At 44.9% G+C, this 13,749-nt stretch carries 12 protein-coding genes; 4 read left to right on the forward strand and 8 right to left on the reverse strand.

What is annotated here, in order from left to right; translation table 11 throughout:
- Window positions 1-145 precede the first annotated feature (145 nt).
- The 3 genes from ACX6CI_RS20290 (at window position 146) to ACX6CI_RS20300 (ending at window position 3,370) form a co-directional block, all read left to right on the forward strand.
- Window positions 146-2,266 carry a marine proteobacterial sortase target protein gene (locus ACX6CI_RS20290; protein ID WP_458775480.1) on the forward strand — a complete coding sequence of 707 codons (2,121 nt, stop codon included), beginning with the start codon at window positions 146-148 and terminating at the stop codon, window positions 2,264-2,266.
- Window positions 2,251-2,817 carry a class GN sortase gene (locus ACX6CI_RS20295; protein WP_458775481.1) on the forward strand — a complete coding sequence of 189 codons (567 nt, stop codon included), beginning with the start codon at window positions 2,251-2,253 and terminating at the stop codon, window positions 2,815-2,817. Before ACX6CI_RS20290 ends, ACX6CI_RS20295 begins: the two co-directional genes overlap by 16 nt.
- Before the next feature lie 88 nt (window positions 2,818-2,905).
- Window positions 2,906-3,370, forward strand: a complete 465-nt coding sequence (locus ACX6CI_RS20300; protein ID WP_458775482.1) for a hotdog fold domain-containing protein — start codon at window positions 2,906-2,908, stop codon at window positions 3,368-3,370.
- Window positions 3,371-3,480: 110 nt separating this feature from the next.
- Here ACX6CI_RS20300 and ACX6CI_RS20305 read toward each other — a convergent pair whose 3' ends face one another.
- Window positions 3,481-4,797, reverse strand: a complete 1,317-nt coding sequence (locus ACX6CI_RS20305) for an APC family permease (protein ID WP_458775483.1) — start codon at window positions 4,795-4,797, stop codon at window positions 3,481-3,483.
- A 252-nt stretch (window positions 4,798-5,049) separates the two neighbouring features.
- Between ACX6CI_RS20305 and hpt the strand changes: the two genes are divergently transcribed.
- Window positions 5,050-5,583, forward strand: a complete 534-nt coding sequence (gene hpt, locus ACX6CI_RS20310; protein WP_458775484.1) for a hypoxanthine phosphoribosyltransferase — start codon at window positions 5,050-5,052, stop codon at window positions 5,581-5,583.
- 125 nt (window positions 5,584-5,708) lie between these two features.
- Here the strand turns inward: hpt and ACX6CI_RS20315 are convergent, their stop codons facing one another.
- The 7 genes from ACX6CI_RS20315 to lptB form a co-directional block, all read right to left on the reverse strand.
- Window positions 5,709-6,974, reverse strand: coding sequence for a TRAP transporter large permease (locus tag ACX6CI_RS20315; protein WP_458775485.1), 1,266 nt, complete (start codon window positions 6,972-6,974; stop codon window positions 5,709-5,711).
- Window positions 6,974-7,525 (reverse strand): TRAP transporter small permease, encoded by a 552-nt coding sequence (locus ACX6CI_RS20320; protein ID WP_458775486.1) that lies wholly within the window; start codon window positions 7,523-7,525, stop codon window positions 6,974-6,976. Before ACX6CI_RS20320 ends, ACX6CI_RS20315 begins: the two co-directional genes overlap by 1 nt.
- Window positions 7,512-8,522: a TRAP transporter substrate-binding protein gene (locus ACX6CI_RS20325; RefSeq protein WP_458775487.1), complete on the reverse strand. Its 1,011-nt coding sequence runs from the start codon at window positions 8,520-8,522 to the stop codon at window positions 7,512-7,514. The genes ACX6CI_RS20320 and ACX6CI_RS20325 overlap by 14 nt, the downstream gene beginning before the upstream one ends.
- A 106-nt stretch (window positions 8,523-8,628) precedes the next feature.
- Window positions 8,629-9,525 (reverse strand): TRAP transporter TatT component family protein, encoded by an 897-nt coding sequence (locus ACX6CI_RS20330; RefSeq protein WP_458775488.1) that lies wholly within the window; start codon window positions 9,523-9,525, stop codon window positions 8,629-8,631.
- Window positions 9,526-9,738: 213 nt separating this feature from the next.
- Window positions 9,739-10,704, reverse strand: a complete 966-nt coding sequence (locus ACX6CI_RS20335; RefSeq protein ID WP_458775489.1) for a hypothetical protein — start codon at window positions 10,702-10,704, stop codon at window positions 9,739-9,741.
- A gap of 393 nt (window positions 10,705-11,097) precedes the next feature.
- On the reverse strand, window positions 11,098-12,555 hold the full coding sequence (gene rpoN / locus ACX6CI_RS20340; RefSeq protein WP_458775490.1) for an RNA polymerase factor sigma-54: 1,458 nt from the start codon (window positions 12,553-12,555) through the stop codon (window positions 11,098-11,100).
- A gap of 471 nt (window positions 12,556-13,026) precedes the next feature.
- Window positions 13,027-13,749, reverse strand: a complete 723-nt coding sequence (gene lptB, locus ACX6CI_RS20345) for an LPS export ABC transporter ATP-binding protein (protein ID WP_458775491.1) — start codon at window positions 13,747-13,749, stop codon at window positions 13,027-13,029.

The following is a 13,749-nucleotide window of genomic DNA, read 5'->3' on the forward strand; positions in this document are numbered from 1 at the left end:
CACGCACTTTTGGCCAGAACCACCTGTCCTTGTCATGATTGATCATAATTCATCCTCCTTTGTCATATTCTCCGCAATGCTTTGTCATATTCCTCTGGTTGAATGGCGATAACTGAAAATATCCATTAATAACCGGAGAAAAAGTATGAAAAGAGAACTCAAGAACCCCGTAAAAGATCAGGCGTCCTGGGACCCTGGTAATGTCCTTTTGCTGGTTTACCCCATTGTGATAGTTTGCCTTATGCTTGCGGGATTACTCGTCGAAGCCAAGGGAGCTGAGATAACTGAGGCGGTCCGGGGAGATGAACCGGTGCGGGAGGGTAGCCTGCTTTTTCAGGGGGCAGGGGGACAGGCAATCGCTGCTCCTAAGCTATCACAGAATGTGCATATTGATATAAGTGGCATTATAGCACGGGTGACAGTTGCCCAGAAATTTGTCAATCCTGGTAAGGAATGGATGGAGGCCACCTATGTTTTTCCTCTTCCAGATGAGAGTATGGTGGACCATATGAGTCTTGTTGTTGGAGAGCGGCGCATTACAGGGAAGATTATGGAAAAAGAGGAGGCGGTAAAGACATATACAGCTGCTAAAAAAGAGGGGAAAAAAAGCAGCCTGTTGCTACAGGAACGAGCAAATGTCTTTACCACCAAAGTTGCTAACATTGGGCCGGGAGAAGAAATTCTGGTCGAGATTGAGTATCAGCAACGGGTTCTTTTAGATAGCGGATTATACTCTTTACGTTTTCCCATGGTAGTGGGGCCAAGGTACGTGCCTGGAACCACAAATATGGTGAACACAGTCCGGAATGAAGATGCACTTTCAGGTAAGCAGGGCAAAACTGTTTTAGGAAAAGTGAGTGAGTGGCTGGAAGTGAGTTCAAGCGTGTGTAGTGGTGGGGGCAGCGATATTGATGTGCAGCTCACAGTTGACCTTATCCCTGGATTTGCCACGGGAGAGATAGTTTCTCCATATCATGGAGTGGATCAACAAGTAATAGAGGATGGTCGTCATCTTATACGCTTTACCGGCGAAGTTCTGGCGGATCGTGATTTTGTTTTGCAGTGGAAACCAGCAGTTCAAACAGAACTGGTTACTTCTGTTTTTGCAGAAACAATAGGTGAAAATCAATATACTTCTCTTATGCTGATGCCACCCCAACGTAAGATAGATGCAAATCTTCCGAGAGAAGTGGTGTTTGTGCTCGATATTTCCGGGTCAATGGCGGGCACATCAATCTTGCAGGCAAAGGCTGCGATTTCACTTGCTCTAAAACGATTACAGAGTTCAGATCGATTCAATGTCATTGTTTTCAACAACAGCGCTACATCTCTTTTTACTACCAGTAGGCCTGCTGATGCGGTCAATATTCAACAGTCACTCTCCTTTGTAGACGGTCTTAAAGCAGATGGAGGAACAGAGATGAGAGATGCGCTGCTTCTGGCTCTCGATGGTTCGTTTCGTCATGAACTGTTACGACAGGTCATATTTTTAACAGATGGTTCTGTTGCAAATGAGTCGGAACTTTTTAATCTCATTAATACGCGGCTTGGAGATTCAAGACTCTTTACGGTAGGTATAGGTTCTGCTCCAAACTCCTATTTTATGAGTAGGGCAGCAACCATGGGCCGCGGAACCTTTACCTATGTTGGAAAGCAGGATGAGGTTAAACAAAAAATGGGAGAACTGTTTACTAAGATCGAAAACCCCGCCATCACAAATCTCAAAATCAGTATCGATAAGCCAGGTGTTGACGTAGAAGTGTATCCATCTCCTCTGCCCGATCTCTATTATGGCGAACCACTTGTTGTAGCGATGCGCAGCGGTTGGGAAAACCTTGAATTGAAGTTAACAGGAACATCAGCTGGAAAAACATGGGCAACCACAGTTGATACTACCGTCTTTGGTGAAAGGAATGGAGTGGCAACTTTCTGGGCCAGGAAAAAGATCAGATCTCTTATGGAGTGCCTGGCTCTTGGCGGCAGTAAGGAAGAGATACGAAAAGAAGTGGTTGAAACCGCTCTGCAACACCACTTGATGAGTAAGTATACAAGTCTTGTGGCAGTTGATGAACGTGTTGTCCGGCCTGATGCTGAACAGTTAAAGGAAAGGGCCGTTAAAAATCACCTTCCCAAGGGCTGGCAGGCATCGGCCATATATGGAGGTGGTTCACAAACGGCAACACCTTCAGCACTACTTCTCTTCATTGGTTCGGTGCTTCTTCTTCTCTCACTCTTGTTGTATGGGCGATCATGTCAGCACAAATAAAAAAAAGTTTCATGGGAAGCTGTCTGTTTCTAGGTTGCTTGTGCCTTGCTTGGGGTTGCTGGATACCTGCAAAAGCGATGCTTGCTCAGGTGCTACTTGAGCGGGCATGGAACACATCACTTCAAGACGGTGTTGTTGTAAAGCCATGGCCATGGGCGGACAGCTGGCCTGTGGGCAGGTTGCGTCAGGACCGGCTTGGAGTGGATCTTATTGTGCTTGAGAGTGTCAGCGGCGAAGCCCTGGCCTTTGGCCCTGGTCGACTTGAAGCAGGAGATATTCTAGGGGGAGAGCTGCATACTATACTGGCCGGACACCGTGATACGAGCTTTTCATTTTTGCAGCATTTACGGGTTGGAGATACGCTTGAGGTGGAGAGTTATGATGGAGAGAAGTCGTATAGGGTCTCTTCGACAAGGACAATACCTGCAAGCAGTCTCTACCTTGATTCAGAGATGCGGCAGACCCTCAGTCTTGTGACCTGTTATCCATTTGGTGCCATTGTTCCACACACGAAAATGCGATTTTTGGTAACAGCCTCAGTGGAGACGTAATCCTTTTAATTGACAACAACTAATATCTGATGTTATTTAACGTTAACGTGAAGATGTAGCTTTCCACAATTACTATGGGGGAATGTTCATGAGCTCTGTGTTACATATCTATCAGGAATGCCAAAAATTTCCATGTGGTCACTGGTTGTTTTCAAAGTTACTATGCCTAAAAGCACCATACTTTGGCAGTATAAAACCTCGGTTTGTTGAATTAAAACCGGGCTACAGTAAAATCCACCTTAAAAAACGACGCTCCATAACAAATCACTTAGGTACTGTTCATGCCATTGCTATGTGCAATGTAAGTGAGCTTGCTGCAGGGACAATGCTTGAGGCGAGTATACCAAAACATATGCGCTGGATACCAAAGGGGATGACGGTCTCCTACGAGAAATTGGCAAAGACAGATCTGGTAGCTGAATGTAATGCCTCGGTTGAAGCAATGAGTATTCCGGGTGAATTTCCCATGGATGTGGAAGTCCGGGATAAACATGGTGATGAGGTGTTTCACGCTCAGATTGTGATGCACTTATCTGAGAAAAAGAAGAAATAAAATGTCTCAGTTCAAAATATCGAGCGGCTCTTCAGGTCGTTGTTTGAATTAATTTCAAAGACCTGTTCAGCTGGTAGGTTGTCAGCTGAACAGATCTTTCTAAATCGCAATTACCTTCGCCTGATAAAAGGTAGACCGCAAAATACAATCAAAACAGTAATGATGAGAAAGGTAATAAACATATCCTTTTGAACGGCACCCCAGATGATATAGAGGGAACCGCAGCCAGCTAGAAAAGGTGCTATGAATCGGCTAAAAAAACCTAAATCATCAAATTGCCTCATAACAAATATGTAGAGTGATATGTATATAACGTAGAGAAAGGCGATGGGCAGTTCTGAGATGTCCATAAAGCTTCCCCACCAGCCGGCAAAATTTCCATACCAGACCATGAGCCAGAAGGCTGAAAGACAGAAGCCAAGTAGAGCCGAGTTGACTGTACTATTGGCCGAGTGGTGGATAGTTTTAAAGAAGCTAGAGCATGGGCCAAGGTCACGGGAGGCTATGGAGAACATTCCGCGACTGCACCCCATGATAAGACCGTTGAGGGTGCCCAGGCAGGAAATGATGACGAATACCGTGAGCAGGGTTCCACCGAGGCGTCCGAAGATAAGAGAAAAGACCTCAACAGGGGCATTGTCGCCTGCCTTGATGATTTCGTCGTTTGAGAGAACGCCTGAAATCCCTAAGTAGTAGAGCATATAAATAACCACCACAACAATGGAGCCGAGGAGAAGGGCCCTTGGAAGGGTTCGTTTTGCATCACGAAGTTCGGCATTGATACATGTGGCGATTATCCAACCTTCATAGGCAAATGCGGTGGCAAGGGTTGCAACGGCAAGGCCACCACCGCTGGGCACAGCCTGTGCCGCCTGTTTAAAACTCTGGATACTCTGGCCACTCATGAGGCCGCTTACGATGCCAACGCCTGCAACAAGGATAAGAGGAATAAGTTTGATGACAGTGGCTGAGACCTGCCATTTACCGGCAAGTACAGGAGATGCGCAGTTGAGGGCGAAAAAGCCAACTAAGTAGATAGAGGATAGAACCCAAACGCCACTCTCAAGGCCGAGAAGACCGATGGAGTAGTTCGCAGAAACCCAGGCAAGAACCGCAACAAGTGTAGGGTAGTAAATAAAGGTCATGAACCAGGCGACAAGGTACCCAGCCTTTTCCCCATAGGCCTCTTCAAAATAATCGACAACTCCGTTAACTTTTTCAACTCGTGTGGCGATCTGGGAAAATACATAGGCGGTGATAACCATAATAGAACCACCAATGAGCCAGGCCAGTAATGCGGTGCTGAGATTGCCCCCTGAAGCGATAAGGACATCGTCCGCCTTAAAAAAGACACCTGAGCCAATTACAATACCAATGACCATGGCACTGGCAGTCCAGAAACCATACTTTCTTTGCAGGTTTTCCATTTTAGATCCTGTATCAAAGTGAAACCTCAAAATCGAGGCGATAAATTAATGTAAACAAAAACTCGATACTCTATTTTGATTCTCATATCGATAGAAAAATTTGATATAGCCAAATAAAGTTTAGTGGAAAAGTATTTGGTGTCTGTTAGTTACAAATTGTCAAGATCATGGTAGGTATCTTGCAAAATAGGAAATGAAGAGTGTAAACTCCTCATTACCCCTTTTCAGTGATTTATTACTTGTGGAGACAAAGTGGAACGTCCAGAAATAACAAAAAAACTCGTAGATGAAGACGAGATTAAATCTATAGTTAAAAAATTAGGTGTTGAAATAACAGAACATTATGGCACTCTTGAAAAAGAACTCATTGTTATTGGTCTGTTGCGAGGATCATTTATCTTTATGGCTGATCTTATACGGGAGATTGATACACCTTTGGTTGTAGACTTTATGACCGTCTCTAGTTATGGCGATGGCACCGTGAGTAGTGGAGATGTGAAAATTGTTATGGATATTGACTCTTCCATTGAGGGAAGAGACGTGTTGCTTGTTGAGGATATTGTCGATACAGGGAGAACTTTCGCAAAAGTTGTTCACATGTTGCAGAATAGGAAGCCAAACTCAGTAAAAACATGCACCTTCCTCAACAAACCGTCGGCAAGACTATCAGACGTGCAGATTGATTTTTGTGGTAAGGATATTCCCGATGAATTCGTAATTGGTTACGGCCTTGACTATGGACAGCGCTTTCGGGATCTACCCTATGTTGGTGTGCTCAAACCATAGCAGGTACCTTTAAAAGAATGTTTTCTGGGGGATTGTTCTTTGATCCCCTAACCCACCCACATCCATCACCTTCAGTTCATCTTTCTCTTTGTTAGATCCCTAAATCGTCAGGTAGTGGTGCAGAATTATGAACCAAACAGACTAATCAGAAAAGAACTGAGTAGAGGAAAGTAGGTGATGATTACGAGCGTTATCAGTAGTAGTCCTAAAAATGGGAGCGTTGACCTGTAGAGTTCGGTAACCGGTTTTTCAAATCTGTATGAGGCGAGAAAGAGGTTAAGGCCAACGGGCGGAGTACAGTAACCAATCTGCAGATTTGTAAGAAAGATGATGCCAAGATGGATTGGATCAACTCCATAGCCCACAGCGATGGGCAGGATGAGCGGTACAATGAGCACGAGTGCGGAAAAAATATCCAACATCGCCCCCACAAGTAAAAGAAAAATGTTCAGCAACAGTAGAAATGAATATTTGGAATCTATGTAACGCTGGATAAACTCAAAGAGACGTGTTGGGACCTCTTGATCGATAAGAAAGTTGGTTGAAGCCATGGAGGCAGCAAGAATCACCAGTATTCCACCAAAGAGAACCATGGACTTACTCATAATTGGCAGGACTTTGCTCAAGGGTATGTCCCTGTGAACCAAAACCTCAACCAGTAGCACATAGAGTGCAGTTACAGCTGCTGCCTCACTGGGGATCAAAACACCCCCGTAAATACCGCCAATGAGTAAAAACGGCAGGGGAAGCTCCCAGCCGACCTCTTTCAATCCGAGTAATATCTCACCTCTTGTGTAGCTCCTTTTTTTCTTTACAGGCCCGCTCTTTACAATGGAATATCCCGCAAGAAGAATGAGCATGCACAGTCCGGGGAGAATTCCAGCCAGAAACAGGTGATCTATTCGCGATTCAGCGATGACGCCAAAAAGAATGAGAGGCAGACTTGGGGGAAAGAGTAGTCCAAGACTTCCCGAAGATGTGATGAGGCCCATTGAAAACTGTTCATCATACCCATCGTCCAAGAGAGCAGGGAGCAGAAGACCTCCAAGGGCAAAGATTGTAACCCCGGATGCCCCTGTAAAGGCGGTGAAAACAGCACATACCAGTAAAGAAACAACCGCAAGTCCACCCGGTAGCCAGCCGAGGAAGATCTGGGAAAAGTGGAGCATTCGTTTCGGAGCCTTACTTTCCGAGAGCAGGACACCAGCGAAGATAAAGAGTGGCAGGGATACAAGCAGTGGGGTGTCCGCAAGACGTGACATTTCAATAATCACAACTGAAATATCGATGTCTGCTGAGTAAAAAGATATAAGTGCCAGGGCTCCAATAATAAGGAAAAGCGGGGTGCGGAGTAGTGCCAGGCAGAAAATAATTATTTTAACTATACTCATTACAGTTCAGATCCTTTGACGTTTTTAGTCCGGAGGATCTGGTTGAACTGCAGATAACTTAAAAAGAGATATTTAAAAAAAATCAGGCCAAAGGATACCGGGAAAATACCGTTCCAGAACCAGAGGGGAACCGAGAGTGGACCCATTGTCGAGAATTCCAGCTCACCCTGAATAAAAATGACTCCTGCCCAGGTAAGGCCTGCAGATACAAGGCAGCAGAAAACATGGGTAATGAGCGCCAGCCAGGGGGCAATTGATTTTGGCATTTTTCTGCCAACTATATCAAGAGCTATGTGTTTTCCCTGGCCGGTGGCTGCAACTGCCCCTAAAAGTCCGCTCCATAGCACAAGATACCTGAGGAGCGGATCAGCCCACAGCAGACCGCTGGAGAGAAAGGTCCGCAAAAATATCTGGGTGCATGCCAACAGAATCATAGAGAGTAGGACGAGAGACAGAAGCAGGTCTTCAGTTTTGTCCATGACTTTAAGCAGGCCACCATCCGTCGGCAGTGAATAGATGAGAGGGGTGGTCTCTATTTTATTTTTGGCCACGGTATTCATCAATCAGATCTTTGGTTTTCTTGTAAATATCAGCGGAAACTGCATTTGGGATAAGTTTTTCCACGGATACATCCCGTTGTTTTTTTAGAATGGTGATGGTTTCATCATCCAGAGTAAGAAACTCATTCCCCCTCTCCTTAAGAACTCGTTTTGACTCTTCGTTGCTTTTACGAGTTTCCTTAAGAAGGATAGGGAAGTATTTATCCCCGGCCCGATGAATTACATCTTTATGGGTCTGGGGCAGTTTGTTGAATTTTTTAGAACTGACTGCAAAAACTCCGTAGGCGTAACCATAGGGAAAGTCCACAATATACTGGGCCTTGGTGAACCACTGCATGATAATTGAACCATAATATGAGTTGTACACCGTCTCGATAAGCCCACTCTGTAAAGAAGAGAGAACGTCAGGGATAGTCAGAGATGTTGGAGTAATACCAAGAGACTTCATGAACTCCTCGGAGATAGGGTCTCCGGTGGGACTCCAGTTTTTGGTAGATTTAAACATTGCGTAATTATTGACAGGCTTTGTGGACATGGCGTAGATGAAGCCAACCTCTGTCATGGAGATAAACTCAAGCCCATTCTCGCGGAACTGTTTAACAAATTCAGGCATCAGGCCCTTACGTACAAAGTCCACTTCCTCGTAGGACTCCAAAAGAAATGGAATCCCCATTACTCTGAAATCCGGAACTTGAAGAGAGACTCCGGTCATAGTAAAACCACCGCCATGGAGTTGGCCCACCCGCATCTTACGAAGCATGGCCTGGTCATCCCCCATGACACCTCCGGGGTAGATACGAAACTTTACTTCACCATCGGTATCTTGGAAGATTTGATCTGAAAACTTTTCAAACTCCTGAATCCAGACAGAGCCAGCAGGTGCAAGAGTAGCAACCTTGAAGAGGTACTTAGGGCCGGCTTGTGCCAGGGAACTGAGCAGGGTAAAGATAAGCGCCAGTAATGTTGTCAGAGCAATACGTTGCTTCATACTATTCTCCACGTGGTGTTTCGCAGCAAAACTATTAACTATGTTTTGTATTTAGAAAAATGAGTTGTAACGATATTTGTATGGTCCAGATTAAAGCCAGCCTATCTTAATCACCAAAATAGTTTTCTTCTAGCAACTTTTTGGCTCTTTTTTTAGCAATTTGATTTGTAAGGGCAAATTCGGGCGCATCACTTATTGTGAATGCGAGAACTTCATTAAGTAATTGATCGTGTAGTTCCTGATTGAAGGTACTGCGTGCATAGGTCTGTGCATAGGTGGTCTGGGTGATGAGGAACTGACGCTTAGAAAGAACCAGGGCCTTTTCAAAATGGTCGCGACTCAGCTCAGGTTTGCCTCCAAACATTGCTGGCTTAAGGGCATGGTAGGCACCAAAAAAGAGGTGAATGCTTCCCCCCTGATAGCTTTCATCAATGGCGAGCAAGCGTGTCATGATTTTTTCAATAACTGCCATGTCGGCAATGGAGGCGGGAGAGCCTTTCTGGCTCTGGACCCAGGCAAGCCAGCCAAAGGCACCCCAGAAAACATCTTCCATATCTGAATCATCCAGCTCACCTAACTCGAGATCAAACCCCTTTTCTCCAGCAGTGCGTGTGTACAGACCTGACGCATTAAGTGGAAGATAGTGGCTGAGCAGGCGTATCCCATACAGACGGGATTTAGCAGTGGCCGCAGCAATTCGACTGTCGCTTGCATCACATTCCAGAAGTGCTGTACCAAACCCGTTATATGCCTTGGTTGCTGTGAGTAGCAGAGATGTATCTTCAGGGTTCGAGACAAGCATTGAATCAAGGAGTAAAAGATAGGATGGAGCACCTTCGCATACGAGGTTTATGTCAGTCTGTTGCTGTAAATTCCCTGTTATAGGACCAAGGAAGTGGCTTGTGATGGAGCCTGAGCATGAGCTGAGTAAAATGATAAGACTGAGGAGTACTAAGCCCTTTGAAAGAAACGGTAAAATTTGAGTATTCTTTGGTATTTGCATAACCGAATTGGCAGGTCTGAGTTTAAAGTATAATTTTTCGTTCGGATGTTTGGCAGATAATAATTGGCGATAACAGCTTTGGCAACGATAACTTGCCTGACAACTTTACGGAAGTGAAAATGACAAGGAGGTGGTGAGTGAAGGAGTGGGGCGGAGAACTGCCATCAGATAGTAAAAAGTGATACTATCTGATGGCGTATCGAACGAGACAGATTATTGCTTGGGTGCTGCTTCTACAGCTGGAGCAGCTTCTTTTGCTTCAAGTGCGTTGGAAAGTGCTTCAGAGGTCGCTTCGTAAGCCTCTTTGGTGGCGGCAACAACTTCTTTCACGGTCTCAATTATTTCCTGCTCATTTACAGCATTTTGAACGGCAGGTTTGGAGGCTTCCAATGCATCCTTTCCTGAATCGATGACTTCAACGGCAACCTCTTTTGAGGCAGAGAGCATCTGTTGGGTGGCAATGACGAGCTGTCTTGTGATTGCAACCATATCGTTGGTAGCATTGACCAGATTCATCATTGGTTCACTGAGCTCTGGTTCTTCAACAGGAGCTGCAGATCCTTTTGCCACAGGTTCACGCTTCATGCAAGGAGGCTGTCCTTTAGCATCCTGTGGGATGTTCTTACCACAGGGAGCAACTGTGCCAGCCTTAGGACAAGGTTCTCCTGCCTTTACACAGGGAGTTGCCGAATCTTTTTTGGGACAAGGAGTTCCTGGTGTTGCGCATGGTGGCTGGGCAGCACTATTCTTGGCAACTGTCTTATCTGCTTCTACAGTTTCCACAACGGCTTCAACTTTTGCAGGCTCATCCTGGGCAGTATCATCGTTCATGAGAGCAAGTACTGTGGTTGCCGCGTTGTGGGCAATAACCTGCCATTGGTTATCAGCGTTCTCTTCGACTTTTTCTGCAACTACTGGTTTAGCCTCAGTCGCAGTTTCAACGTGAGCTTCTGGTTCAGCCTGGGCGACTTCAGTAGCTGCCGCAGCTTTTTCAGTTTCAGTGGTAGAAACTTCGGTTTTAACATGAACATTGGTAGGTGGAGCTGGAGTTGCTGGTGCTGACTCAACACTTGCATGTTCCACTTTTTTCTCAGGGGCTGAATGTTCTTCTTCGGATTTGGGATTACAGCCGAAGGTTACAAGATAGACTGCAAGCATTGCGATAAAAGCGTACTTCATTGTTTCAATCTCCTATAAAATTAATATCTAACCCCGGTTAACGGGAAAAAAGCCGGGATAAGTATCATGGTGCTTATCCAAACTTTTTGATTTCAAGATAAACTTCGGATTTCTTGTTTGTTTGACTAGAACCTTTCCAAAGTATGATACTAAAAGGATTTAAAATCCCCAGATTGTAAGGTGATATAACGGGTCCATCAATACAGCAGTAGCGACATGATACCATAAAAGATCGGGCAGTATCACCCTTTTTGAAAAAATATCAAACCGACGATGTCTCGGTTAGACGGGCGGCTGATACTTGTTTTACGGTACCTTTACATTAACAACAGGGACAATATTTTGAAATAGGAAGCCTTGCAAGTGTGGAGAGGAGTCGTGAGCACAAGGGTGCTACTTTGCGTGGCGACGATGTTTTACAGGTAAAATTTTGAGTTGTTCTCTGTACTTTGCAACAGTTCTTCTTGCGATCTTTATGTCTTTTTCTGCCAGTTTAAGTGAGATGGCGTTGTCACTTAATGGAGATTTTTTATCTTCATCCTGAATCATTCTGCGGATTATTGTTTTTATTGATTCCGCAGCCATGGAATCACCGCCTTCCCTTGGAATGGCAGTAGAAAAGAAGTACTTCAACTCATAAATCCCCTGGGGAGTATGGGTATATTTGTTTGAAGTAACCCTACTTACCGTGGATTCATGCATCTCAATATCATCAGCCACATCTTTTAGGATGAGTGGTTTGAGATGTTCCGGACCCTTTTCGAAAAAGTCATACTGGAATCGTAGGATCGACTCCATGACCTTATAAATTGTTCGCTGACGCTGGTACAGTGACTTGATAAACCAGTCAGCGTTCTTCATCTTAGTACTCAAATACTGTCTGGACTCTTTCTCCATGGTTTTATCATTTTTCAGCAGTTCCTGATAGGCCGAAGAGAGCTTGAGGCGGGGCAGGTCATCATCGTTGAGGGAGATGACATATTCTCCGTCTATCTTTTTCACATACACATCGGGAACAACATAATTTGTTTCTTCTGTGGCGTAAGGGAGTCCTGGATATGGGGTGAGTTCAGCAACGATAAAGCTGACGGCTCTTTCAAGCTCAGGTCGTTTTTTACCGGTTGCTCTGGAAAGTGCTTTAAAGTTTCTGGTTTCAAGAAATGGAAGGTGGTCGCGGACAATGATTGCGGCAAGGCTGTTTTCCTTACCCATTCTCTCAAGTTGCAGATAGAGAGATTCACTCACGTCTCGGGCACAGATGCCAGGAGGATCGAGGTCCTGAATGACCTCAATAATATATTCTGCATCATCATGCTCACAGTTGGTGTACTCCATGATCTGCTCGATATCCACTTCTAAAAATCCATATCGATTCAGATTGCCTATGACATAAAGGGCAATTTCCCATTCATCTTTATCCAGATCGGCATGAGCTAACTGCCACTGTAGGTAGGCCAGAAGGCCAGGTTTTTCAGAGATAAATTCAAATTGGGATGGGGCGTCAGCCGGTGGTGTTTCTTTGGCAAAAGAGAAGTTGCTGTCAAAATTGTTGGAATAATCTTCCCAGTTTACATCTCCAAGGGTTTCTGTGACCTTAAAACCTTCTGTAACATCAGCTTCCGCAGCCGGCCCTGTAACTTCAGTGGTGGACGAGAGGGAGGCAGTGTTTTCGGCAATCTTATCCTGGCTGGAAAAATCCTCTTCAAGAGCAGGGTTTTGTTCGATCTCCGCCTGCAGGGCATCGGAAAGCTCGAGTCTGTTGAGCTGCAGGAGTTTGATCGCCTGACGCAACTGTTGCGTCATAACCAGTTTTTGTGTGAGTTTAAGCTGTTGTCTTAATTCGAGGGCCATTTAGTGCCTTACTCCTGAAAGCCTGTCATAAAAAAACAAGAAACTAAGGAATTGTTTTTGAAATCCTAAGTTTACTCTTACCACCAAGGCACTTATACCCCCCTTGTGGGGTGTTCGTACCTTAATTCAGAATAGTTGTCATAAAAAAGAAAGCTAGGAGCTCATTTAAAATAAAATTGTAAAGATAGCAATATGGTACTTATCCCGTTTATCGGGGTTACATCACACCTAAATCTTGCATGCGTAAATAACAGGAAAATGATTTGTTATTATAAAACAAGATGTTGCATTCGTCATAATCATTTGGGGGACTCATTTTTTCCTGTTATTTGCTCTCCTTCGTGATTGACAATTTCACCGAATCTGCTTTGTTAGCGAAGCTTAGAAGTATATTTATAGGTCTTCAGCGTCGCTGCCTCGCATCTCCGGCAGGTAAACGCAGACTCCGAGTAGTCAATTGCAAAATTTAGATTACATATGAAAATTTTCACCAAGGTACATCTTGCGTGCAACTTCGCTCTCGATAATATCGTCGGCGACGCCGCTGGTGAGGACTTGTCCTGCATTCATGATATATGCGAAGTCACACACCTGTAAAGTCTCACGTACATTATGATCAGAAATTAGTATTCCCAGTCCCTTATCTTTAAGACTGAAAATCAGTTTCTGCAATTCGCCAACTGCAAGTGGATCAATACCTGCGAAGGGCTCATCAAGTAGAATAAATTGCGGCCTGGTTGAAAGGGCTCGCATAATTTCTACTCGGCGTCGTTCACCGCCTGAAAGGGCGTGGCCTTTGTTGTTTCTGAGATATTCAATACCTAAGTCGGCCATCAACTCATCGATACGAAGATCAATTTCTCTTTTTGAGTGTCCTAAGGGCTCAAGGATGATGCGGACATTTTCTTCCACAGTGAGCTTTTTAAATACCGAAGGTTCCTGCGCCAAATATGATATCCCCCGCAGAGCCCTTTTATGAATGGGGAGGTTCGTGATAACCTCTCCTGCGAGTATGATATTTCCTTTATTGGGTCGTATAAAACCGGCAATAGAGTAAAACGTTGTGGTTTTCCCGGCTCCATTGGGGCCGAGCAGGCCAACAACAGCACCCGTTTGCACCTGCAGGCTTACTCCATCTACAACTGTTCTGGGGCCGTAACGTTTTACAATATTTCTTGTTTCAAGCAGTGACAT

The organism is Desulforhopalus glucosivorans, assembly GCF_054397165.1.